General features: G+C 73.5%; 16 protein-coding genes. 7 read left to right on the top strand and 9 right to left on the bottom strand.

The window, feature by feature from the left end:
* The first annotated feature begins 80 nt into the window (after window positions 1–80).
* The 6 genes from C8N24_RS23695 (at window position 81) to C8N24_RS23670 (ending at window position 13,952) form a co-directional block, all read left to right on the top strand.
* On the top strand, window positions 81–2,258 hold the full coding sequence (locus C8N24_RS23695; protein ID WP_147447953.1) for a hypothetical protein: 2,178 nt from the start codon (window positions 81–83) through the stop codon (window positions 2,256–2,258).
* The gene (locus tag C8N24_RS23690) at window positions 2,255–2,728 is read left to right on the top strand and encodes a hypothetical protein (RefSeq protein WP_121254791.1); all 474 of its coding nucleotides are present in this window, start codon (window positions 2,255–2,257) and stop codon (window positions 2,726–2,728) included. Before C8N24_RS23695 ends, C8N24_RS23690 begins: the two co-directional genes overlap by 4 nt.
* A gap of 15 nt (window positions 2,729–2,743) precedes the next feature.
* The gene (locus C8N24_RS23685) at window positions 2,744–5,455 is read left to right on the top strand and encodes a helix-turn-helix transcriptional regulator (RefSeq protein WP_121254789.1); all 2,712 of its coding nucleotides are present in this window, start codon (window positions 2,744–2,746) and stop codon (window positions 5,453–5,455) included.
* Between the two features lie 447 nt (window positions 5,456–5,902).
* Window positions 5,903–6,295 (top strand): cupin domain-containing protein, encoded by a 393-nt coding sequence (locus C8N24_RS23680; RefSeq protein ID WP_170179355.1) that lies wholly within the window; start codon window positions 5,903–5,905, stop codon window positions 6,293–6,295.
* Window positions 6,292–6,972, top strand: a complete 681-nt coding sequence (locus C8N24_RS23675) for a response regulator (RefSeq protein WP_121254785.1) — start codon at window positions 6,292–6,294, stop codon at window positions 6,970–6,972. The genes C8N24_RS23680 and C8N24_RS23675 overlap by 4 nt, the downstream gene beginning before the upstream one ends.
* A 77-nt stretch (window positions 6,973–7,049) precedes the next feature.
* On the top strand, window positions 7,050–13,952 hold the full coding sequence (locus tag C8N24_RS23670; RefSeq protein WP_121254783.1) for a right-handed parallel beta-helix repeat-containing protein: 6,903 nt from the start codon (window positions 7,050–7,052) through the stop codon (window positions 13,950–13,952).
* Between the two features lie 44 nt (window positions 13,953–13,996).
* Here the strand turns inward: C8N24_RS23670 and C8N24_RS23665 are convergent, their stop codons facing one another.
* The 3 genes from C8N24_RS23665 to C8N24_RS23655 all read right to left on the bottom strand — a co-directional run bounded on the left by C8N24_RS23665 (window position 13,997) and on the right by C8N24_RS23655 (window position 16,438).
* On the bottom strand, window positions 13,997–14,899 hold the full coding sequence (locus tag C8N24_RS23665; RefSeq protein WP_211340126.1) for a calcium-binding protein: 903 nt from the start codon (window positions 14,897–14,899) through the stop codon (window positions 13,997–13,999).
* A gap of 264 nt (window positions 14,900–15,163) precedes the next feature.
* Window positions 15,164–15,823 carry a PASTA domain-containing protein gene (locus C8N24_RS23660; protein ID WP_121254779.1) on the bottom strand — a complete coding sequence of 220 codons (660 nt, stop codon included), beginning with the start codon at window positions 15,821–15,823 and terminating at the stop codon, window positions 15,164–15,166.
* A gap of 9 nt (window positions 15,824–15,832) precedes the next feature.
* Entirely contained in the window at window positions 15,833–16,438 is a 606-nt protein-coding gene (locus tag C8N24_RS23655; protein ID WP_121254777.1) for an ankyrin repeat domain-containing protein, read from the bottom strand.
* A gap of 45 nt (window positions 16,439–16,483) precedes the next feature.
* On the opposite strand from C8N24_RS23655, the gene C8N24_RS23650 reads away from it, so the two are divergent.
* Entirely contained in the window at window positions 16,484–17,713 is a 1,230-nt protein-coding gene (locus C8N24_RS23650) for a hypothetical protein (RefSeq protein WP_121254775.1), read from the top strand.
* Here the strand turns inward: C8N24_RS23650 and C8N24_RS23645 are convergent.
* Genes C8N24_RS23645 through C8N24_RS23620 form a run of 6 tightly spaced genes read right to left on the bottom strand, consistent with a single transcriptional unit; the run spans window position 17,710 to window position 23,519 of the window.
* Entirely contained in the window at window positions 17,710–18,333 is a 624-nt protein-coding gene (locus tag C8N24_RS23645) for a VldE C-terminal domain-containing protein (RefSeq protein WP_121254772.1), read from the bottom strand. The two genes, C8N24_RS23650 and C8N24_RS23645, sit on opposite strands and share 4 nt — an antisense overlap.
* A 37-nt stretch (window positions 18,334–18,370) precedes the next feature.
* Window positions 18,371–18,790 carry a hypothetical protein gene (locus C8N24_RS23640; RefSeq protein ID WP_147447952.1) on the bottom strand — a complete coding sequence of 140 codons (420 nt, stop codon included), beginning with the start codon at window positions 18,788–18,790 and terminating at the stop codon, window positions 18,371–18,373.
* A 55-nt stretch (window positions 18,791–18,845) separates the two neighbouring features.
* Window positions 18,846–20,441, bottom strand: a complete 1,596-nt coding sequence (locus tag C8N24_RS23635; RefSeq protein ID WP_121254769.1) for a SpoIIE family protein phosphatase — start codon at window positions 20,439–20,441, stop codon at window positions 18,846–18,848.
* Entirely contained in the window at window positions 20,438–20,869 is a 432-nt protein-coding gene (locus tag C8N24_RS23630) for a response regulator (RefSeq protein ID WP_121254767.1), read from the bottom strand. The genes C8N24_RS23635 and C8N24_RS23630 overlap by 4 nt, the downstream gene beginning before the upstream one ends.
* Entirely contained in the window at window positions 20,869–23,010 is a 2,142-nt protein-coding gene (locus C8N24_RS23625) for an ATP-binding protein (protein WP_121254765.1), read from the bottom strand. The genes C8N24_RS23630 and C8N24_RS23625 overlap by 1 nt, the downstream gene beginning before the upstream one ends.
* Window positions 23,001–23,519 (bottom strand): biliverdin-producing heme oxygenase, encoded by a 519-nt coding sequence (locus C8N24_RS23620; RefSeq protein WP_121254763.1) that lies wholly within the window; start codon window positions 23,517–23,519, stop codon window positions 23,001–23,003. Before C8N24_RS23620 ends, C8N24_RS23625 begins: the two co-directional genes overlap by 10 nt.
* Between the last annotated feature and the right edge of the window lie 6 nt (window positions 23,520–23,525).

Here is a 23,525-nt window from a genome sequence, read left to right as displayed (position 1 = left end):
CGGTGGTCGGTTTTCCCACGGCCCGGTCCATTGCGGTTAGCGTCGCGGTGAGGCGTCGGCACCCGATCCAGGAGGACGCCATGGCTGCTCTCTCTGACGACCCCACAGCCGCGAGCGGCGTGGACTTCACCGTCACCCAGTGGGTGGCGGACGCGGACACCGAGGAGCACGAGGGCAACGGCTCCCTCGCGGCCGCGGAACCGTCGCCACCGTCGACGGCGGAAGGAGCATCAGGCCTCGCCGCGCCGGCGCCCGTCGTGATCGCCAAGCGGCTCGTCCACGGGCGCTACCGCAGCGCCGGGACCGGATTCCAGCTCGAGCTGCGGGTCGACGTCGACGGCCCACGGCCGCTCAAGCGCGTGAGCGGCGACTTCTTCACGGTCAGCGGGGCGAGCACCAGCTACTACGGGTCGTTCGCCGTCAACGCGCCGACCGTCACGTCGACGCCGACGCAGATCGTCATCGAAGGCACCGGCACGTTCACGCGGGCGACGAGCGCGAAGCGCGTCCGGGTGACGATCCCGCGGGTGACGGTGCTGCAGCCAGCCGGGGACGCGACCGTCCAGTTCATCACACCGCCGAGCACCCTCGGCGCGAAGTACGTGTGCGCGTACGCCTCGCCGTTCTTCCGCACGATCGTCTGGGAGCAGGACCGGGTGGCCGGCACGGTGCCGTTCAGCACCTACGACACGGCCGCGCTGCCGGTGCCCGTCGGCAGCCCGACCGGCGTGCTCGACGTCCAGCGCGCGTTCGGGCTCGCGGGCCTGCAGGTGATCCCCAGCGGCGGCGGCAACGTGATCCCGGTCAACGCCGCGGGCGCCGACCTCAAGTGGACGGACGCGGAGCTGCACGCCGCGATGGTCACGCACTTCTCGGGCTACGCGGCCGCGCCGCAGTGGCGGGTGTGGCTGCTCGTCGCGACCGAGCACGTGAGCGGCTACCGCGGGATCATGTTCGACGCCACCGACGCCCACCAGCGCCAGGGCGCCGCGGTGTTCCACAACGAGATCGCCGGCCCGGGGGCCGCCGACCAGCGCGCCCAGCTCCGCACCTACGTGCACGAGCTCGGGCACGCGTTCAACCTGTTGCACTCGTGGCAGAAGAACCTGGCGGACCCGCCCGCGCCGCTCGGCCCCAACGGCGGCTTCGGCGACCTGTCGTGGATGAACTACACGTGGCAGTACCAGCCGACGCCGCCCGCGCCCGGCGGTGACGCGGCGTACTGGGCGGCGTTCCCCTTCCAGTTCACCGCCAACGAGCTGGCGCACCTGCGCCACGGCTTCTACGCGAACGTCGTGATGGGTGCCAACCCGTTCGGCAAGGGCGCGGCCGAGGTCGACCCGAACGAGTTCGACGCACCGGCGGAGGACCGCTCGGGGCTCGCGCTCGAGCTCCGACCCAAGCCGTCGTACGCGTACGGCGAGCCGGTCGTGGTCGAGCTGAAGCTGTCCACCACCGACACCCGCGGAACCTCCGCCCACGGCTTCCTGCACCCGAACGACGACTTCGTGGCGATCGCGATCCGCCAGCCGTCCGGGCGCACGGTGCTGTTCCGGCCGATGCTCCGCCACTGCGCGGACGAGGACCGCACGGAGCGCCTCGACGCCACCCGGCCGGCGATCTACGCGAGCGCGTACATCGGGCATGGGCGCGACGGGGCCTACTTCGAGCAGCCCGGCCGCTACGCGCTGCGCGGCGTGTACCGCGCGGCCGACGGCTCGCGGGTCGTGTCGCCGGTCGCCGAGTTGCGCGTCCAGCGGCCGCTGACGGCGGCCGACGCGGAAGCGGGCGAGCTGCTGATGGGCGACCAGCAGGGCCAGCTGCTCACGCTCCTGGGCTCGGAGTCCTCGCACCTGAGCGCGGGCAACGCGGCGCTCGACGAGCTGCTCGAGCGCCACGGCTCGCATCCGCTGGCGACGTTCGCGCGGCTGGCGAAGGGCGTCACGGCGGCGCGCGACTTCAAGTGCGTGACCGACGAGAAGACCGTCGAGGTCATCCCGGCCCGGCCGAGCGAGAGCATCGCGTTGCTCAAGGACGTCGCCGAGGCTTCCAAGGGCGAGGGCGGCGTCGACAACATCACGCTGAACTTCGCGATCCGCCGGCGGGCGGCGGCGGAGGCCAAGGCCGGCGACGTCGAGCAGGCGGCGCAGACGCTGGAGAGCCTGCCGGAGGTGTTCGCCGCCAAGGGCGTCAAGCCGGCGGTGCTGGACACGATCCGCTTGCAGGCGGAGACGGCGAAGGCGAACCTGCTCGGGTGACGCTCTCGCTCGCGCTCCTCGGCCCGCCGGGCACCGTCCCGGTGGGCCGTCCTGCCGGCGTGCACGCGCAGCTGCGCAACGACGGCCCGGACGAGGTCTGGGTCGTCGGCGTGCTCGACGGCTCCGAGACCGGCACGCGCTACCCGCTCTGGCGGCCGACGGTGGAGCGCGACGGCGTGGTCGTCGCCGCGCCCGGGCCGGCCGAGGACCCGCTCGTCGGCCCGCTGCGCGCGGAGGACTTCCACCGCCTGGCCGCCGGCGAGACGTTCGCGGCCGGGCGGCTGGCCACGTTCGCGCTGTTCGCTCCGGCCGAGCCCGGCGACTACCGGTACCGGCTCGAGCTCTCGACCGAGAGCCCGAGCGACGCGGACTGGCTCGGGCGGTTCAACCAGGCCGCGGAGGTGGCCGGCCTCGTCCGACGTGTCCCCCGCCTGACGCTCTCAGCGGGGTTGGTCGTGCCGTTCCGCTGACACAATCACTGGCCAGTGATCGACGCCGGCCCCAACACGCTGCTCGAGCGCGGGGCCGAGCTGGAGGGCCTCGCGAGCCAGCTGAGCGGGGCGCGCGCGGCCCGCGGATCGGTCGCGCTGCTGGAGGCGCCGGCCGGCCACGGCAAGACGTCGCTGCTGCGCGTGCTGCGGGCGGAGGCGGCGGACAACGGGCTGCGCGTGCTGGCCGCGACGGGCGCGCCGCTGGAGCGCGACTTCGCCTTCGGGATCGTGCGTCAGCTGTTCGACGCCGAGCTGCACGGCGCCGACGCGGCGCGGCGCGAGCACCTGTTCGCGGGCGCGGCCGCGCTCGCCGAGCCGGTGTTCGCGACGGTCCCCGCCGCGGACCAGCAGGACCCGGCGCACAGCACGCTCTACGGGCTCTACTGGCTGGCGGTCAACCTCGCCGCGGAGCAGCCGCTGCTGCTGGTGATCGACGACGCGCACTGGGCGGACGCGCCGAGCCTGCGGTTCCTGGACGCGCTCGCGCGGCGCGTCGAAGACCTGCCGGTGCTGCTCGCGATCGGCGCGCGGCCCGCGGAGCCGGGCGCCGAGCAGGAGCTGCTGGACGGGCTCGCGACCGCCCCGGCCACGCGGCTGCACCGGCCGGGCGCGTTGTCGGAGGCGGCGGTGCGGGCGCTCGTGAGCGCGAAGCTCGACGCCGAGCCCGGGTTCATCGCGGCGTGCTTCGAAACCACCCGGGGAAACCCGCTGCTGCTGACCGAGTTGCTCAAGTCGGCGCCCTTCGCGGGCCGCGCGGACGAGGCCGAAGCGGTGCGGACCACCGTTCCGGGCACGGTCGCCCGCACCGTCACCGCCCGGATCCGGCGGCTCTCGGACCATGCGCTGGCCGTGGCGCGGGCGATCGCCGTGCTCGGCGACGCCACGAGCCTGGAGCGGGTCGCCGCCCTGTCCGGGCTGACGCCGGCCGAGGCGGCGTCAGAGCTCGACCAGCTCGCGCAGGCCGACCTGATCGACCCGGCGGACGCGCGCTTCACGCATCCGATGGTGCGTGAGGTGGTCGAGGCGGACCTCGGCGCGCAGCGCGCCCGGCTGCACCGCGAGGCGGCCCGGCGGCTGCACGCGGACGGCGCGCTGGACGGCGTGGTGGCCACCCACCTGCTGGCCGCCGAGCCCGCGAACGACCCGTGGGCGTCGGAGATCCTGGCGCGCGCCGGTCGCCGCGCGCTCGCGGAAGGCGCGCCGGACGTGGCGCTGACGCTGCTGTCGCGCTGCTCGCCCGCGACGCCGGAGAGCCTCGTCGCGCTCGGGCTCGCACGCTTCCGGCTGGGCGAGGACCCGCTGCCGCCACTCGACGAGGCGCTCGCCGGCGACGTCTCACCCGACCTGGCGGCCGACGCGGCCGCGATCGCCGCCGCGGCGCTCGTGCTGGCGAGCGAGCCGCGCCGTGCCGCCGCCCGCCTGCGGGCGGCCATCCCGCGAGCACCGGAGGCCCGCCGGGGCGAGCTCGAGGATCAGCTCGTCGAAGCGCTGTCCTACCGCGACGACGACGCCGAGGAGTACCTCGCCACCGTCGAGCGGCACCGGGACAGCGACCGGCCGACGCTGCTCTGCCACCTCGCGCACGCCCGGGCGATGGCGGGCGCCCCACGCTCGGAGGTGCTGCCCGCGTGGCGGCGGGCGTTCGCGGACACCCGCGTGTTCGCGCGCCTCGGCGTGGAGCGCTTCGCCGCGCTGTGGGCGATCGAGGCGCTGCTCGCCGTCGAGGCCGCGGACGAGGCCAAGGAGGCCATCCGCGCGATGACCGACCTGACCGACCGCGCCGGCTCGCGCTCGTCGGCCGGCGCCGCCGCCTGGCTGGAGGCGCGCTGGGAGCGCCGGTTCGGCCACCTGCGCCGCGCGGAGGACCTCGCCCGCCACGGCCTCGACCTCGGGCGCGGCGCGCACGTGCCGGAGACCGCGATCGGCACGACCCTCGGCGGCATCCTGCTCGACCGCGGCGACCTCCCAGGTGCGCGCGACGCCCTCGCCGCGATCCCCGAACCGGGCCCGACCGCCTCGATCTTCGGCCTCTGGGCCACGCGCGCCCGCCTGCAGCTCGAGGAGGGCGACCCCGAGGCCGCGCTGACCTCCCTCGAGCGTCAGGAGTCCGCCGACGCGGCGCGCCGCTGGCTGATCGGCCTGCGCGAGGACTCCCACGCCCTGCGCGTGCGCATCCTGCTGGCGCTCGGCCGCGCCGACGAGGCCGAGGCCTTCGCGCGCACCGAGATCGACCGCGCCCAGGCCCGCGAGGCGGCGGGCGCCGAGGCCGTCCTGCACCTCGCCCTCGGCGACGCCCAACGCGCGGTCGACGCGGCCCAGCGAGCCCCGCTCCCACTCGTGCGCGCGACCGCGTTGGCCGAGCTGGGCTTCGCGCTGCGCCGCGACGGCCGCCGCGCCGACGCCCGCCCGCCGCTCCGCGAGGCCCGCGACCTGGCCCACCGCTGCGGCGCTGTCGCCCTCGAAGCCCGCGTGCACGAGGAGCTCGTCGTCGCCGGCGCCCGCCCGCAACGCCTCGCCTTCAGCGGCGTGGACGCCCTGACCGCCCAGGAACGCCGAGTCGCCGAGCTCGCGGTGCGCGGCCTGCGCAACCGCGAGATCGCCGAGGCGCTGTTCGTGTCCTTGAAGACGGTCGAGGTGCACCTCGGGCGGGCCTACACGAAGCTGGGCATCAAGGGCCGCTCGCAGCTCGCCGACGCTCTCGCCTAGGAGCACAGCTCACGTGGCGCGCCGGGGCGCGCTGCGTGGTTCGGGAGCACACCGTCGGGGGCCTGCACGCTCGTCCGCAGTGGGCGTGGTGGGTTTGCTGGGCTCTGCCCAGCAAAGTGACCGATGGCCGCGGCGAGTGGTCAGTTGGCGCCCCTCTGGCGCGGATAACCGGACGCTCGCGTGCCTCGAGCGCGGGTTGGCCCCGCGCGGGGGCTCGCCGGCCCCAGCCGGCCTGACCAGCCCAGAGCACGCCGGCGTGCGGCGGGTCAAGCGGCTCGCCCGCGAAGCGACCGAGTTGCTTGACGCGACGCCCGACGGTGTGCTCCCCGGACGCGGCAACGTCGGCCGCGCGCCACTCGAGCTGAGCGCCACGCCGAGCAGTAGGGGTACATGTTCGGGTGCTCCGCTGATGAAGCCCGCGCGCCGCACGCGCAGCATCGGCGGCGTATGAACCTCCTCCCCGGCATCAACCTGAATGTGACCGTCGCCGGTCATGCGACGCAAGGCGAGTACGCGCTCGTCGAGGCGGTCGTGGCCGACGGCACCGAGATCCCACCGCACGTCGCGCAGCTCGAGGACGTAATCCTGCACGTGCTGCACGGTGAGCTGGCGCTGGTCGTCGACCGCGAGCCGAGCACGCTCGGCACGGGGGCGACGGTCGTGCTCGAGCGGGGCGTGCCGCGGCGGCTGACGGCCACGCGGCCGACGCGGGTGCTGGCGCTGATCACGCCCGCGGGGCTCGAGCAGCTGCTCACGGTGATCGCGGACCCGGCGACGGACCCGGACGACCGGGCGGCGCTGCTCGCGGTCGGTGGCGTCCAGACCGTGCCCGCGGCATGACGGGGCGGCGCACGCGGGTGGTGCTGGTCGACGACCACGTGCTCGTCCGCAGCGGGATCAAGGCGCTGCTCGACGCCGAGCCGGACCTGGAGGTGACCGGGGAGGCCGCGGACGGCGCGGCGGGCGTCGAGCTCACGCTCGAGCGGCACCCCGACGTGGTGCTGATGGACGTGTGGATGCCGGGCATCGACGGGATCGAGGCGACCAAGCGGATCAAGGCCGCGGGCTCGCGCGCCGCCGTGCTGGTGCTCACCAGCCACGACGACCATCAGCTCGCGTTGCGGGCGATCCGGGCCGGCGCGACGGGCTACTTCCTCAAGGACGCGCCGCCCGCGCGGCTCGCGGACGCGGTCCGCGCGGTGGCGGCGGGCGAGACGCTGCTGGCCGCGCCGATCACCAAGCGGCTCGTCGAGCTGCAGCTCGGGAACGCGCGTGGCGCGCTGCTGCACCGCTTCGAGACGCTCACCGCGCGGGAACGCGACATCGTCCGCCAGCTGGCGCGCGGCTTCTCGAACGCCACGCTCGCGGCGGAGCTCGAGCTCAGCGAGGCGACCGTGAAGACGCACGTCAACCGCGTGCTGACCAAGCTGAGCGTGACGAGCCGCGTCCAGGCCGTCGTGCTCGCCTACGAGAGCGGCTTCGTCAAGCCTGGCCATACGGAGGGGCTCGAGCTGTGAATCATCCCTCCGGACCCCACGACGACACCGTTCGGTGGATTGCAGCGCCGACGCGCGGCCGTACGTTCGCGGACCTGATGGTCCGCATACTTGCTCCCGCGATCGCGCTCCTGCTGGCGATCCTCCTCCCCACTTCCGCCCAGGCCAGCCCGTTCACGCCGGCCGGGACGATCGTCGTCAACTCGACCGCCGACACCGGCGAACGCTGCGACCAACCCACCACCACCGTCTGCACGCTGCGCGGCGCGATCCACACCGCGAACCTCCGTGCCGGTGAAGACACGATCACCTTCGACCTGATCGGCGGCGCGAAGTTCACGCCCGCCACCCCGCTCCCCCCGATCACCCAGACCGTCACGATCGACGGCTCCGGCCCGACCGGCGCCCCGCAGATCGAGATCGACGGCAGCCTGATCCCGGAGGACGTCCGCCCGGCAGCGCTCAAGGGCGCCCTCGCCGAGCCGCTCGAGCAGCCCAAGGCCAAGGCCACGCGGTCGGGCAACGACGGCGTGATCCGCTTCCTGCGCCCGTGGGGTCTCGACTTCCGGGACGCCGACGAGTCGACGATCCGCGGCCTGATCATTCACTCCTTCCCCTACGCCCAGATCGGCTTCGACGGCGCCGACCGCATGACCGTCAAGGGCAACTGGATCGGCCTCAAGCCCGACGGCAGCGCCTCCGCGCGCCGGTCGACCGAGGACCGGATGCTCGGCCTCGCGCTGATCAACAGCGCGGTCAACCTGATCGGCGGCCCCAACGCCGACAAGAACATCATCTCCGGCACCGAGATCGGCCTCGTCCTGATGGACCGGGGCGCAAGCGGGAACCTGATCTATGGGAACTACATCGGCACGACCACCGACGGCCGCGGCGAGCGCGCCAACACCGAGACCGGGATCCTGCTCACCGAGCCCGCCAACCTCGCCGGCCGCGGCACCGAGCAGAACCGGATCGTCGGCAACGTCGTGCTCGGCAAGCGCGAGGACTCCTACGGGATCAGCGTCCTGGCGGCGAAGGAGACCGACATCTGGGGCAACTTCGTCGGCCTGAGCGCCTCCGGCCTCGCCGAGTCGCCGACGGGCGAGCCGCTCGGCCACGACATCGGCATCTACGTCCACGACTCGCCCGAGACCGCGATCGGCGGGACCGGCCCGGCCGAGTTCAACCTCGTCGCCGGCAACGACCTCGGCATCGAGCTCAACGGCGGCTCGGACCGCTCGACGATCGCGGGCAACCTCGTCGGCACCGAGTACGGCGGCAAGACCGCGACCGCCGCCTCCCGCAACCGCTTCGGCGTCGGCGTCGTCGCCGACGGCCTGCAGGAAGCGCCGGCCGACATCACCATCAACGAGAACACGGTCGCCAACACGAGCGAGCAGGGCATGTACGTGACGGGCGCCGCCAAGCGCGTCACGGTCACGAGCAACCGCTTCGGCACCGACCTCGACGGCGTCGGCAAGCTCCCGAACAAGATCGGCTTCGCGACCGGGCGCCCGGCCGGCGGCGGCGACGCGCCGTCCGACCTCACCTTCGGCCCCGGCAACGTCGCGGCGGGCAACTCGACCGACGGCGTCCAGGTGCTCGACGGCACGAACGTGGTCGTCCGCGGCAACCGGATCGGCGTCAGCGCCGACGCCAAGCCGCTCGGCAACGGGACGGTCGGCCTCAACGTCCAGGCCGACGGCGCGCTCGTGGAGAGCAACACCGTCTCCGCGAACGCCCAGGGCATCGCCGTCAACGGACCGACCGACGACGTGATCATCCGCGCCAACCGCATCGGCACGGGGACCGACGGCGAGCCGTCACCGAGCCAGGACTTCGGCAACGCCGGCGCGGGCGTGCTGATCCTCGGCACCGCGACCAACACGCGCGTCGGCGGCTCCAGCAGCACGGACGCGAACATCATCTCCGGCAACGGCCGCGGCGTCCACGTCGCCGGCGACGCCAACGGCACGACGCTCCGGCAGAACGTCATCGGCCTCAACACCACGGCCGACGCCCCGATCCCGAACGACGTCGGCATCTACCTCGCCGGCGGGCGCAACACCGTCGTCGGCGGCGCGCTCGGCATCGACGCGCGCAACTACATCTCGCGCAACTACGGGCCCGGCATCCGCATCAACGGCGCCAAGAAGTCCGTGATCATGGGCAACTACATCACCGACAACCGCGGCGCCGGCGTGCTCGCCGACGCCAAGGGCGGAGACGCGGTGATCGGCTACACGGTCGAGGCCGACGGCAAGCCCGAGGACATCAACTGCCGCGAGACCCGCTGCAACCGGATCGAGGGCAACCAGGGTCCCGGCGTGCACGTGCTCGCGAAGTCGCAGATCACCGTGCGCGGCAACCGCATGCGTGGCAACACCGGTCTGGACGTCGACCTCGCGGAAGCGGGCGCGACGGCCAACGACGACAATGACGGCGACGACTGGGCGAACACGCCCGTCGGCGTGCTGCCGCTCACGGCCGACGGCGGCAAGATCGTCGGCCAGCTCGACCGCTTCGACGCGGCCGAGACCCTGATCGACGTGTACGGGTTCAACTCCACTGAGGCGCTCAAGGGCCGCCCCCGGGGTGGCGAGCTGATCGGGACGGCGTTCCCGAACGCGCGCGGCGAGTGGGAGCTCGCCACGGCCAAGACGTACGCCGCCTACGGCGCCGTGATGACCGACCGCCTCGGCAACACCAGCGAGATGTCGCCGATCTGCACCGGCGACCAGGACGGCGACGCCCTCTGCGACAACTGGGAGACCAGCGGCATCGACTACGACGCCGACGGCACCGCCGACCTGCGTCTGCAGGACGAAGGCGCCAGCCCGGTCAAGCCCGACCTCTTCGTCGAGGTCGACTGGCAGCAGGGCCGCAAGCCCCACATGAAGGCGCTCTACGACGTCAAGCAGGCGTTCGAGCTCGCGCCCAAGCCGATCGCGCTGCACACCGTGATGGGCGAAGAGGTCCCGGGCACGGGCGCGATCAACGCCGGCGGCCGCTCGATCGGCTTCAACAACGACGTGCAGGACTACCTGGGCGGCGTGAGCGGGACCGATCCGTGCGAAGGCGCCTTCGGGTCCGCCGACGACCGCGCCGACCAGGACTGCTTCCGCGTCCTCGGCGCGCGCAAGCTCGCCTACCGCTACGCGATCTTCGCCAACCACGTGTCCGGTGGACACGCCGGCGCGGCCGACCCGGGCCGCGACGCCTTCCTGGTGTCGCTCGGCGACGCCCTGCGCGAGGACATCATGCTCGGCGGCGGCTCCGGTCCCGAGGGCTGCAACCGCCAGTACGACGCCTGCGTCGCGCAGCTCGAGTCGGCCGTGTTCATGCACGAGCTCGGCCACACGCTCGGCCTGCTCCACGGCGGGGACGAGAAGGCCGAGAACAACGAGCCCACCTACCTGTCGGTGATGAACTACTGGTACCTCACGCGGGTGCCGCTCAACAGCCGGCCGCTCGACTTCTCGCGCAAGACCCCGCTCGCCCGCAACGAGGCCGCGTTCGACGAGGCCCTGCCGCTCTACGAGGCGTATCCGCAGCGCGCGGAGCACCCGTGGACGGAGGCGGCGGTCTCCATCTACGACAAGCAGTCGGACCGCTGCCTGATCGAGCGCGTGCGGCTCGACCTGCCGATCGACCTCGACCTCGACGGACAGCACGAGATCCGCCGGATGGGGCTCAACGACAAGGATCTCGACAGCGACCCCGAGGGGCCTGAGGAGTGCCAGAAGCCGGAGAACCAGACCTGGTTGACCGGCGTCGACGACTGGTCGCGCCTGCGCTACTCGCGCCACGGCCTGACCGGCTGGGACGAAGGCACGTACGAGAGCGCCGTCGAGACCGCCGACCTGCCCAAGGCGACCGATCTCGCCGCCGCCGTCGACACCGACGAAGACGGCGTCAGCGACGCCAAGGACGTCTGCCCGGCGGCCGCCGACCCCGGCCAGGAGGACGCCGACGAGGACGGGCTCGGCGACGCCTGCCTGCCCTTCATCACCCAGCGCGACGTGTCGCTGACGATGACCGCCGCCTCGGCGAACGTGCCCGTCGGCGAGACCCGGACCGTCACGCTCGAGCTGGCCAACGCCTACCCCAAGCCCGCGACGGGCGTCGTGGTCGCGATCACGGCCCCCGCGGGCGTGACCGTCGACACGCCGCGGTGGGAGGTCGGTGAGATCCCCGCGCGCGGCACCAGGCAGCTCGAGCTGAAGGTGACGGGCACCGCGGTCGGGCGCGGCGAGCTGAAGGCCGAAGTGGTGGCCGCGGCCGAGCCGGACTTCGACTCGACCCCGGACAACCACGACGCCACCGAGGACGACCAGGCGGCGAAGCGCCTGACGACGTTCCAGCCCGGGAAGGTCCCGACCGTGTCGATCCGGCCCGGCTCGGCGCGCGAGGCCGACGACGGCACCGAGGCCGCGTACGTGCGGATCGACCTCGACGGCCACACCGGCATGACCGTGGAGGGCCGCCTGCGGTCGGTGGGCGGGACGGCGACGCCGGGCGTGGACTACGAGCCGGTGGACACGCCGATCTCGATCGCGGGATCCGACCGGGCGCAGGTCGACCTCAAGCTCTTCGGCGACACGCTCGACGAGCCCGACGAGACGATCGAGCTCGAGCTGAGCGGCGTCGACGGCGCGCAGCCGGAGAGCGTCCGCGGCACCTTCACGATCAGCGACGACGATGACCCCCGCAAGCCGGGCGAGCTCACCTACCTCGGCTGCCTCTCACGCGACTACGGCCCGGGCAAGTCCTGCGGTCAACGTGAGAGCAAGCTCGCCGCTCCGGCCGGCACGAAGGCGATGACGGCGGACGGCCGCTTCCTCTGGGTCGCCGACGAGACCTCGCTCGTGCGGCTCGAGCGCGACCCTGCGACGGGCGGGCTGAGCCACGCGAAGTGCTGGGTCACCGCCGGCCCGGCGCGCGACTGCGCGTCGTTGGGCGAGGTCAACTTCGAGCCATCCGCCGTCCATCTGACGCCGGACGGCAAGCAGCTGATCGTGCGGGGCACCAACTGGGAGGACGGCGGCAACCCGCGCATGAGCATCGTCTCGCTCGCGCTCGACGCCGCGGGCGAGCCGACGCTGACCGGATGCATCGGCATGGGCGCGCCCGGCTGCGCCGTGCCGATCCGCAGCGACAACGCGATCCTCTCGCCGGGTGGGCGCTTCCTGATCACGGTCCCGTCCGGGCAGAAGCGCTCCTATGGCGAGATCAACGTCTACCCGCTCTCCAGCGGCAAGATCGAGCCGTCCGCGCGCTGCTACGCGCACCCTGAGGAGAAGCGGCCGTGTGAGCCGCTGACGGTGATCCTCGACGGGAGCCCGTGGATGGACTTCTCCCCCGACGGCAAGACGCTCGCGATCCGCTCGAAGCACCACCTGGCGTTGCTCGGCTGGGACGAGACGGCCGGCACGCTCGCCTCCGGCGGCGGCTGCCTGCGGGAGGGCGCCGGGTGCCGCACCGACGCCGACTGCCACCTCAACGGCGACAAGGAGTTCATCTGCCCGAAGGAACCGGACTACCTCTCGGGCTGGGGACCGGTGCGGTTCGCGCCGGACGGCCGCGCGCTGTACGTCGGCGCGCAGATCAGCGACCGGGTGACGGCTCTGCCGCGCGTCGCGGACCGCACGTGGTCGGCGGACGGCGCGATGTGCGTCGGGCGGGCCGGCACCGGCTGCGCCCTGGACGTCCCGCTCGTCGACGCGGCGACCGAGATCGTCACGTCGCCCGACGGCGGCGACGTCTACATGACCAGCCAGGCGGGTGGCGTGCTCTCCTTCAGCGCGGACCGGCGAACGGGCGCGCTGTCGGGCCCACGGTGCGAGCTGACCTCGGGCGGCACCGCCTCCTGCCCGGCCAGCGTGGGCGGCAACGCGGTCCCGGCCGGCTCGTCCGGCAACCTGGTGTTCGACCCGACCGGCCGCGACCTGTACACGACCGACACGCTGCCGGGCCACACCTACTCGAAGTACGCGGTCGCGCGCTTCCTGCGCGCCACGCGGCCGCCGGGCGGGCAGAACCGGGCACCGCTGTGCTCGAACGCGGACGCCTCCGTGCGCCCGGGCGAGACGACGGAGGTGACGCTGCGCTGCGCCGACCCCGACGGCGACCCGGTGACGCTGCGCAAGACGCGCGGCGGCGGTGAGCTGACCGGCACGCGCCTGCGCTACACGGCGGGAACGGCCGCGGGCGTCGAGACGGTCGGGTTCCGCGCCGGCGACGGCGGCCTGGAGTCCGAAGAGGCCGAGGTGCGCGTGACGGTCGGGAACCCGCCGGCCTGCGCCGACGGCGCCGTCAGCGTCATGCGCCGCGGTTCCGTCGCGCTGCCGCTCAGCTGCGACCGCGGCACGATCGAGATCGTCGAGCACCCCGCGCACGGCGGCGTGGTCGGCACGACGTTCAACGCCAGCCCGCAGGGCCATGACGGCGTCGAGTACGTCAAGTACGCGGCGTACGACCCGGACACCGGCGTGCGCTCGAACGTCGCCACGATCACCGTGACCGTGCTCGCTCCGCCGCCGGGCCCGGACATCATCGAGTTCGGCAGCGTCTCGCTCGAGAACGACCGTGGTGGCGCGAACAACGGGTGCTCGGGCTCCTCGTGCCGCCCCTCCGGCAACGGCGAGCTGCCGTTCCCGATGCGCTGCAACGGCTCGCCGACGCAGACGCCGGGAAGCTGCAGCGGCACGCTCGAGGCGTGCACGCCCTCGGGCTGCTCGAAGCGTGCCGGTGGGACCAGGGCCAGCGCGGCGGCGGCGAAGCTCAAGGGCTCGCTCGGCAGGGTTCGCTTCTCGATCCCGGTCGGCCAGGCGAAGACCATCAAGCTGCGGCTCAACGCCAAGGCCCGGAAGGAGCTGGCCAAGCGGGGCAAGCTCAAGCTCCGGATCCTGACCACGGTCAAGGTGCCGACCGGCAAGACCGTCACGAGCACGCGCACCCTGACGGTCAAGAAGCCGCTGAAGAAGCAGCGGCGGCGTTAGGCGGGTGGGGCGGCGCCCGGCCGGGCGCCGCCCCACCCCGCACGTCAGGAGCGGGTGACGGTCTCGCAGTCGGCGTTGATCACGTCGAGCCGGTCCTTGAACACGCTGTCGAGCCCGGCACCGCAGTTGACGACGTCCGCCTTGTTGTCGGCGGCGGTGATCGTGTCGTCGCCGCCGTCGCCCGACAGCCGGTCGCGGCCGCCGCCACCGCTGATGATGTCGTTGCCGTCGCCGCCGAAGATCGTCTGGGCGAGGTCGTCACCGTCGATCTGGTCGTCGAGCGCCGAGCCGATCACGACCTCGACGCAGCCCGGGCACGTCGACATGTCGAAGTACAGGCCGCCGAACGGCCCGGACCACGCGCTCTGGTCGAGCGTGTCCTGCCCGGACCCGGGCACGATCTTGGCCGGGCGGAAGTCCTGCTCGAAGACGTAGGTGTCGTCGCCGGAGCCGCCGTCGAGCGACAGCGGCTGGAAGAAGTTCGAGCCGAGGTACCGGATCCGGTCGTCGCCGTCCCCGCCGATCGCCTGCCCGCCGTCGGTGCGGCTCAGGTACAGCTCGTCGTCGCCCGTCCCGCCGATCAGCGTCGGCGCCTCGTTGCTGTTCATGTTCGCGGTGAGCGTGTCGTCCCCGGACCCGCCGTCGATCGTCGGCGAGCTGCCCAGCTGGCTGCTCACGAGCGCGGTGTCGTTGCCGCTCTTGCCCAGGATCGTGACCGAGCGCGACGCGAGCTCGGACACGGTTATCGAGTCGCCCAGGTTGCCCGCGTCGATGGTCAGCGGCCGCGGGCCGCCTCCCGCGGGCTCGGCGCAGGTGGCGCGGTTGAGCGTGACCTGGACACAACCGGCGCCCGCGGTCAGCTTCGCGCCCGAGTCGGTCACGGTCAACACGACGCCGTCGCCGCCGGCCTGGATGACGTTGGTCTCGTTGTTGGCCGCCGTGAACACGGCGGTGCCGCCTACCACGGCGATCTTGGCCGCGTGCGCTGGAGCCGCCGCGGCGAAGATGAATCCGACTCCGAGGGCGGTGGCAACCGGCGTGCTTCGAACAACCCTGCTGACAGTCACGGCTCGTCCTCTCATTGGGTCCGCCGTAGCTGTTGACACGGCGAACATAGCGTTCTGTGCGGGAACGCTAAGTGCTTCACCGGCTCGCCGCCCTGGACCATCGTCCAGCGCTGCGGTCGTCACACGGATGGGACGTGTGCCTGGCTAGGGGTTGCGCCCGTCGCGGCAGGCGCCCTCGTCGAGCGCGCTGACCCGGTGGCGGAAGGCGCCGGGGAGCACGACGACGGCGTCGAGCGCGACCTCGGTGCCGCGGCGGACCCGCTCGCCGGGGCGCGGGCACTGCTCGACGACGCGGGCGAGCTCGTCGGGCGGTGCGGTCGGGGTCCAGGGCTCGGTGGCGGCCGTCCCCAGGCAGTCGGCGGTGTAGGTGAGGTCGGCGGCGAGCGCCGCGCGGGACGCCTCGGCGAGCGTGAGGTCGCGCAGGTCCGGGACCTCGATCGAGCCGGTGCGCGCGAGCGTGCGCTCGCCTTCGCTGCAGGTCTTCTGGCGGGCGGCGGGCTCGGACGCGACGCACGTGCCGGGGTAACGGCGCTCGAGGAAGGCGATGTTCGGCCCGGTCGGGTTGGCCAGCGCGACGTTCACGCAGTCCTCCCCCACGCTCGCCCGGGTCACGTACAGCCCGTCGTCGACGAGCGCGTCCTGGTCGCGGGTGATGCGCTCGACGAGCCGCGTGCGCTGCTCGTAGCCGGGCGTCGGCGTCGCCTGGGGCAGCGTCGCCTCCTCGTTGTCGCTCGTGCGGGCGAAGACGAGCACCGCCGCGAAGGCGGCGAGCGCGGCGACGAGCAGCACCAGCGCGATCCGCATGCGCCCCGTCTACCCGTTTCCGAGCAACGCGACGATCTGCGCGTGGCCGGTCTCGATCGCCGCGCCCACACCCGCGCTGGGGCGGAAGGCCTCGATCCGCTCCGTGCCGCCCGCTCGCGGGGTGCGCGTGAGCTCGACCGGCCCATCGCCCGACAGGGACGCGATCAGCTCCTGCTCGACGTCCGCGCCCACCCAGCCCGCGGCGGCTTCGCGCGCGGTCTGCCCCTCCTCGTCGCGCTGCGACGGGTCGGCTCCGTGGGCGAGCAACGCGCGCACGACGCCCAGCGCACCGCGGTCGGCGGCCAGCACGAGCGGGGCGCCGGGCCCGTTCGGGTCCGCCCCGCCCTCCACCAGCGCGACCGCGGCCTCCTCATGAAGCCCGAGCACGGCCCACTCGAGCGGCGTGAAGTCGTCCTCGGCCGCGCGCTGCGGGTCGGCCCCGGCGGCGAGCAGCGCGCGGACGACGTCGGCGTGGCCCCAGCAGGCCGCGGCGCAGAGCGGCGTGCCCTGGGCGCTCTCCTCGTCGGCGTCGGCACCGGCGGCGAGCAGCGCCGCCACCTCGTCGACCTGCCCGTCGACCGCGGCCACGTAGAGCGGCGTCTCCTCGTCGTTCACGCGCGAGAGGGTATGAAACCGCCCGGCTCAGGGCATCTCGACCGCATGCACGCACGCCTCGCCGGCCTCGCGGTCGCCGCGCTGCTCGCCTTCCCGGCCGCCGCTGCCGCCCAGGGCGACTCGCCCGGCGAGCACGCCGTCGGGACGGGTGGCCACATCGCGCTCATCACCCTCGAGAAGGGCCAGCACCGCGCCGCGCTGCAGGTGATCGGCCCCGACGGCCGACCGTCGCCGTGGGAGGTCATCGCCGACGGCTCCCCGAGCCCCGTCGCGACCGTCGGCCCGCGCGGTGACGTGCTCGTGCTCTGGTACGACAACGACGAGCGGCTGTGGGTGCGCTACCGGTCGGTCGCGGGCGTGCTCGGCCCACCCGAGCTGGTCACGGAGAAGGCCGACTTCCTCGGCTACGCGTGGGCGATGGGCATCGACGCCGCCGGCACGGCGACGCTCACCTACATCGACCAGGGCGGCCGCCCCGCGTCCGGGTTGAAGGTCCGCACCCGCACGGAGGCCGGCGTCTGGAGCGCACCGCAGGACCTCGGGGGCGAGGACGTCTTCGCGCCCTCGCTGGCGGTCACCCCGAACGGCTCCGCGGTGCTCGCCTGGCGCCAGCATGGACCGACCAGGCGCGAGAACGCCAACGAGATCGTCATGGCCACCCGCCCGGCCGGAGCGGCGTCGTTCGGGCCGGTGACCCGGGTCGTCGGGTACCAGCAGGATCCCTCCGAGCCGAACGTGGCCGCCAACGACCGCGGCGACGCGGTGATCGGCTGGAGCCAGCTTCACGACGAGCGGATCTTCTCCGTCCACGCGCGTTTCCGTCGCCCCGGCACCGGGTTCGCCCCCGCGGTCAAGCTCAACCGCACCCGCGACATGGCCGGGCCGTACGCGGCCGTGACGGACGACGGCCGGATCGTCCTCGGCTGGACCGACCACACCCACCGCCGTGCCGAGGGCCGCGTACGGCTCGCGAACGGCACGCTCGGCCCGGTGCGCAAGTTCACCGAGGACCTCGAGCAGAACTCCGAGCTGTTCCCGCTGACGGCCGGCCGCGGCGCGATCGCGTGGGCCGACCGCGACCCGGGCGTCGGGACGCTGCGGATCGCCTACACGACGGCGGGCGGCCGCATCCTCAGGGGCGAGACGATCACGCGGGTGCGCGGGTGGACGCAGGGACCGGCGATCACCGTCGGCCCCCAGGGGCCGGTCCTCGTCGCCAGCCGGCCGCTGTACACGACCGACCCGATCCGCTGGCTGCGGGCACCGCTGCCCTAAGCGGCGCGGCGCGTCCAGAACGACGTCTGCTTGGCCGCGCCCCGCTTGGTCATGCCGATGTGCAGGTGGTCGCGGTGCGCGATCGTCTTGTCCACCTTGCGCTTGAGCTTGCCGCGCTTGGACAGGCACGGCGAGTACGGTCGGAACTGCGGCATGCCCGCACCCCAGTAGCTGCAGTCCCAGATGATCTCCTCGACGCCCATCCGGCGCGCGAGCGCCTGTGGCTGGCCGAGCTTGTCCGGGGCGAGCAGGAGCGCGATCAGCCGCTCGGCCTCACGGCGCTGCGCGCGGTCGTCGACGTCCAGCGCCCAGTCCACCGCGCGGCCCTCGGCGTGCAGCGACGCCGAGTGCTTGCCCCACTTCTCGCACCGGTACGTGCCCCAGAACGCCCCGCGGGCGTTGGTCCCGAGCCACTGCACCAGCGCGGTCATCCCGGGCTTCGCGCGCTTGGAGCACTTGGTGGCCGGGTCGTAAGTGGACTCCTCGAGCGGCAGCTCGGCGAGCGCGTCGGCCGGGTTCTTGGCCACGGCGGTGTATGCGACGGGCGACTCGTAGGCGTGCGCGACGGCGGAGACGGACAGGGTGAGACCCACGACGAGCGCGGAAAGACGGACCAGCATGTGACCCTGTATCGGCACACGCGGCCGAAACGCTGAACTACAGCCGCAGCGTCACGTGGTCCTTGCCGGCGTAGGCGCCGAAGTGGTCCGGCTCGATCTGCCAGCCCAGCGGCTCGCGGCGCGCGCCGCAGAAGAACCGCCAGCCGGCGGCGCGCCAGTTCAGCACGTCCAGGTCACGCACGATGTAGCGCAGCGGCGCGACGATCCCCGGCTGGTCGGCCGCCCAGATGAAGAACGCCGACTCGAACGCGCCGACCGGCGTGCGCTGCACCCGGTCCCACAGATCCGCGCTGTCGAGGTGGATCCGCACGGACCCGATCGCCGACCAGTCCGGCGCGGCCACGCGCCACGGCAACGTGCCGAGCGACTCGTCGAAGCGGGCGGCGTAGCCCGCGTCCAGGACCGTCGCCTCATGGGTCTGCACCCACTCCTGGATGTGCCCACGCTCAACGTGCACCCTCCGGCTCCAGCAGGAACCATACACTCAGGTCCCGCCGAGCACTCTGCCGTGCTCACACGCGGCGCAGCACGAGGATCGCCAGATCGTCCTCGGTGGAGCCGGCGTGCTGGACCGTGGCCTCGTGGATCGCGTCCGCGATCGCGTCGGCCGACAGGCCCCGCGGGCCGACCGTCTCCAGCAGCGCGGACAGCCGCTCCTCGCCGAACAGCTCCTGCCCGCGACGGGCCTCGATCACGCCGTCGGTGTAGAGCACGAGCGCGTCCCCGGGCTCCAGGCGGGCCTCGGCATCGGTGATCTTCGGGCTGTCGAGCAGGCCGAGCAGCGGCCCGGTGACCGGCACCTCCTCCACTCCGCCGGCGCGTCGGGCGATCAGCCCGGGCGGGTGGCCGGCGAACGCGGCGCGCACCGTCCCGTCCGCGCCGAACACCACGCAGCCCGCGGTGACGAAGCGCGCGGACTCGGTGCCGACCTCGGCGACGATCGCGTCGTGCAGGGCGAGCATGATCTCGGACGGGTGCTCGAGGTGCTGGGCCTGGGCACGGATGGTGTGGCGGGCGAGCCCGGTGAGCGCCGCCGCCTCGGCGCCGCGGCCGCACACGTCGCCGATCACCATCACCCAGCCGTCGCCGCGCGGGATGACGTCGTAGAAGTCGCCGCCGACGTCCATCGCCCGGGCGCCGGCGTTGTAGCGGGCCGCGAGCTCGGCGCCGGGGATCTCGGGCAGCTCGCGCGGGAGCAGGCCGTCCTGCAGCGTCGTGGCGATGTGGTGCTGGTGCTCGTAGAGACCGGCGCGCTCGAGCGCCTGCGCGCACTGGCCGGCGAGCGCGAGCAGCAGGCTGCGCTGGGCGTCCGGCAGCGCGGCCTCGCCCGGGAAGGACACGCCCAGCGCGCCCAGACGGGTCCCGTAGGCCACGAGCGGCACCGCCGCCCAGCTGCCACCGCCGTTGCCGCGGTACGCCTCGACGAGATCGGGATACGCGGCCTCGAGCGTCGCCTCGTCGCCGAACATCGCCTCCCCGGTCCGCGCCACCTGCGAGATCGGCGTGTCGGCCGCGTACGGCAGGCGCACCATCCGCGGGTCGACGGGCTCAAGCGTCGTGTGCGCGAGCAGGAGGTGGCGGTGGGTCTCGTCGAACAGGTAGATCGTGCCGTCGCGCGCGCCGAGCTGGCCGCGCAGCGTCTCCGTGACCACCCGCACGACCTGCGCGCGGGTCAGCGCCGTGGCCAGCGCGACGCCGACGTCGTTGAGCAGCCGCAGCCGGTCCTCCGCCTGGCGGACACGCAGCAGCGCCCGCGCGGTGGCGACGAGCACGGAGGGGTCGACGGGCTCGGTCAGGTAGGCGTCGGCGCCGCTCTCGAGCCCGTACACGCGCGCGGCGTCGTCCACGTGCGACTGCGAGCGCTGGAGCACCGGGATGTGGCGCGTGCGCTCGTCCTGCTTGAGCCGGCGGCAGACGTCGAAGCCGTTGATGTCGGGCAGGTGGACGTCGAGCAGGATCAGGTCCGGGTCGCGCAACGCGAGCTCCAGGCCCTCGGTGCCGGTCTCCGCCTCCCACACGTCGAAGTCGCCGCGCAGGTAGCGGCGGATCGCGTAGCGGTTCTCCGGGCTGTCGTCGACGACGAGGACCGTCGCCGCGGCGTCGGTCACTGCCCGCGCCCCGGGAGCGTCGCGATCTGCCAGAAGTCGTGGAGGCTGAGCACGATCCGGCGCAGCTCGGTGAAGTCGAGCGGCTTGCTCAGGTAGGCGTTCGCGCCCGCCTCGTACGCGGCGTCGATGTCCTCCTCGCGCGAGGAGCCCGACAGCACGACCACCGGCACCACGCGCAGGCGCGCGTCGCCCTTGAGCTTCGCGAGCACCTCCATGCCGCGGATGCCCGGCAGGTTGAGGTCCAGGATGATCAGCGCGGGGCGCGCGTCGTCGCCGCCGATCAGGCCGGAGATCGCGTCCTCGCCGTTGATGTAGCGCCTGACGCCCTGCTCGGACGCCGTCTCGCGCAGCACGCGCGAGAGCGCCTCGAAGTCCTCGTCGCTGTCTTCCACGACCGCCAGGGGCTGCAGGGTGCGGGCGGCTTCCATCACGGTCCTCCGAGGGTAAAGCAGAACGCCGATCCCGCTCCGGGGGTGGAGCGCTCCAGCCACAGCTCGCCGCCGTGGCGCTCGGCGATCCGGCGCGCGATCGTCAGGCCCGCGCCGGTCCCCCCACCATAGGCCTCCCGCGGGTGCAAGCGGCGGAACACGTGGAAGATGGCGTCGTGGTGCTCGGGCGTGACGCCGATGCCATTGTCCTCGACGCAGACCCGGCCGTCCGCGGCGGTGATCGCGATGTCGGGCTCGTCCGACGTGTACTTGACCGCGTTGCCGATCAGGTTCACGAGGATCTGGCGCACGCGGATGCGGTCGCCGTGCAGGGGCATGTCGCCGCCCTCGACGCGGACGGTCGGCCGGCTCGACAGCAGCTCGAGCGCGTCCGCGACCACCTCGTCGACGGTGAAGTCGGTCATGTCGAGGTCGGCACGGCCGATCCGCGAGTACTCGAGCAGGGAGTCCAGCAGGGCCGCCATCCGGTGCGAGAGCCGGGTGATCGTCGCCAGCCGCTCGCGCGCCTCGTCGTCGAGCGCGTCCTCGTAGTCCTCGACCAGGAACGTCGCGAAGTTCGAGATGCCGCGCAGCGGCTCCTTGAGGTCGTGCGCCGCCACGTAGGCGAACGCGTCCAGCTCCTCGTTGGAGCGCGCGAGCTCGGCGTTGAGCGCGGCGAGCTGCTCGGCACGGGTGATCAGGAACGTGCCCAGCGCGCTGCGCAGCTCGCCCGCGGACTCGACCTCGACCGGGTCCCACGGCTTGCTCTCGCCCTTGACCGACTCCGCCCACGTGCGGAACGAGCCGTCGGGATTCAGGCGGTCGGGCTCCTTGACGGCCAGGCTCTTCGGCGCGTGCGCCCACTCGATCGTGCGGACGTACTCACGCCGGAACCAGACGATGTGGTTGCCGCGTGCGACGGCGAGCGGGGCGGCGAGCACGCCCGGCAGCTCACCCGGCGCGTCGGCGGTCGCGACCACGTCCGCGCTGGTGAGGCCGTCCAGGAGCGCGGTGACGTCGGCCGGCGTCTCGCCGATCAGGCGCAGCTCGTCGTCGATCCGGATCGCGGCGCCGTCCGCCCCGCAGACGCCCAGCAGGTCCTCGCCGGCGGCGGCCAGGCCGTCGAGGATGCTCGACGAGGCGGCGACGCGGTCGATCACGGCGGAGCGGCGGTTCGCCAGCGCGCCCTGGCGGCGGCTGACCTCCAGCGCCTCCAGCGCCTCGAGCTGCATCGAGCAGACGATCCCGATCAGCTCGCAGGTGGCGCGGACCTCGTGCGGGACGAACAGTGGGCCGCTGTAGTGATGACCGGAGATGAGGCCCCACAGGCGCCCGCCGACCGACAGCGCGATCGACATCGACGCGGTCGCGCCCATGTTCTTGAGGTACTGGATGTGGATCGGCGAGACCGCGCGCAGCACGCCCTTGGAGAGGTCCAGCCACTCGCCCGTGAGCGGGTTGACGACCGGCTCCAGCGGCGTCGCCGGCGTCTCGACGTCGTGGATGAACCGGAGGCGGTTCTGCAGGAACAGCGCGCGCGCCTGCGGCGGGATGTCGCTGGCGGGGTAGTGCAGGCCGAGGAACGCGTCAAGGTCCTCGCGCTTCTCCTCGGCGAGGATGACGCCGTGGTCGTCGGGCTCGAAGCGGTACGCCCACACGCGGTCCGAGCCCGTGAGCTCGCGCACGACGCGGGCGGCACGGCTGAGCAGGTCCTGGATCGTCGGCGCGTCCTGCAGCAGGCCGAGCGCGCGGGCGATCTCGTCCTGATAGCGCGTGAGGCTCGCGGGGCCGCTGCCGACCGGCTCGAGCTCGATCACGAGCACGCGGTCCGCGGCGCGGTACGCGTAGGCGTCCAGGCCGCGGGTGCGCAGCGGGCGCAGGTTGGGCGTGGCCTCGGCCGCGCCGGCGCGCAGCTGCTCCACGATGTCGGCGCCCAGCAGCTCCGGCAGCGTGGCGCCCAGCACCGCGCGGTCGAAGACCTGGTCGGCGTTGGCCGACGCCTGGACGACCTCGAGCGTCGTCTCGTCGGCGGCGAGCAGCGCGCCGTGGGCCTGGATGCCACCGGGCGTGCGGATCGGCTCGCGATGGCAGTTGGTCAGGTCGACCGGCGTGCCCGGCTCCAGCAGCGGCTCTACCGACATAACCAGCGTTCCATGTCCTCGAAGGTCGCGATCGCCGCGGAGGTGCTGACGGGCGCATGACGCTCGACGACCTCGCCGAACGCGCGCCAGCGCGGCGCGATGCCCGGCCCACCCGCGAAGAACGCGCTGTCGAGGCCGAGCCGGCGGCGGACGAGGGTGCCGATCAGCGCGCCGCCGAGCGCGGAGCCCTCGATCACGTACGCGACCCCGAGTGCCTCGCCGACCGTGGCGACGTCCGGCACCTGCGGGGCCAGCGGCAGCGCGTCCGGCCGGCTGCGCAGCGCCTGCAGGTCGGCCTCGATCAGGGGCAGCTTGCGGGTGTAGTCGAGCCCCGGGATGGTGATCGGCGCGAGCACGTCCTCGAGCGGGCGGTAGAAGCCGTAGAAGCGCTCGAGCAGCGTGCGGTACCGCTCGCGCGAGCCGAGCGCGTGCTCGATGTCCACGCGCCGCTCCAGCCGCTCGTGGTGGGCGGCCGTCGCGGCCTTGAGGGCGCCCATGGCGGAGGTCATGACCCG

This window comes from Solirubrobacter pauli (genome assembly GCF_003633755.1).
In the GTDB taxonomy this organism is placed as follows: Bacteria; Actinomycetota; Thermoleophilia; order Solirubrobacterales; family Solirubrobacteraceae; genus Solirubrobacter; species Solirubrobacter pauli.
This window is presented reverse-complemented; position numbering and strand designations above follow the sequence as displayed.

Coding starts and splice junctions, on each gene's coding strand:
- C8N24_RS23695 (WP_147447953.1), top strand. CDS start 81: ATGGCTGCTCTCTCTGACGACCCCACAGCCGCGAGCGGCGTGGACTTC.
- C8N24_RS23680 (WP_170179355.1), top strand. CDS start 5,903: ATGAACCTCCTCCCCGGCATCAACCTGAATGTGACCGTCGCCGGTCAT.
- C8N24_RS23675 (WP_121254785.1), top strand. CDS start 6,292: ATGACGGGGCGGCGCACGCGGGTGGTGCTGGTCGACGACCACGTGCTC.
- C8N24_RS23670 (WP_121254783.1), top strand. CDS start 7,050: ATGGTCCGCATACTTGCTCCCGCGATCGCGCTCCTGCTGGCGATCCTC.
- C8N24_RS23660 (WP_121254779.1), bottom strand. CDS start 15,823: ATGCGGATCGCGCTGGTGCTGCTCGTCGCCGCGCTCGCCGCCTTCGCG.
- C8N24_RS23650 (WP_121254775.1), top strand. CDS start 16,484: ATGCACGCACGCCTCGCCGGCCTCGCGGTCGCCGCGCTGCTCGCCTTC.
- C8N24_RS23645 (WP_121254772.1), bottom strand. CDS start 18,333: ATGCTGGTCCGTCTTTCCGCGCTCGTCGTGGGTCTCACCCTGTCCGTC.
- C8N24_RS23630 (WP_121254767.1), bottom strand. CDS start 20,869: ATGGAAGCCGCCCGCACCCTGCAGCCCCTGGCGGTCGTGGAAGACAGC.
- C8N24_RS23625 (WP_121254765.1), bottom strand. CDS start 23,010: ATGTCGGTAGAGCCGCTGCTGGAGCCGGGCACGCCGGTCGACCTGACC.
- C8N24_RS23620 (WP_121254763.1), bottom strand. CDS start 23,519: ATGACCTCCGCCATGGGCGCCCTCAAGGCCGCGACGGCCGCCCACCAC.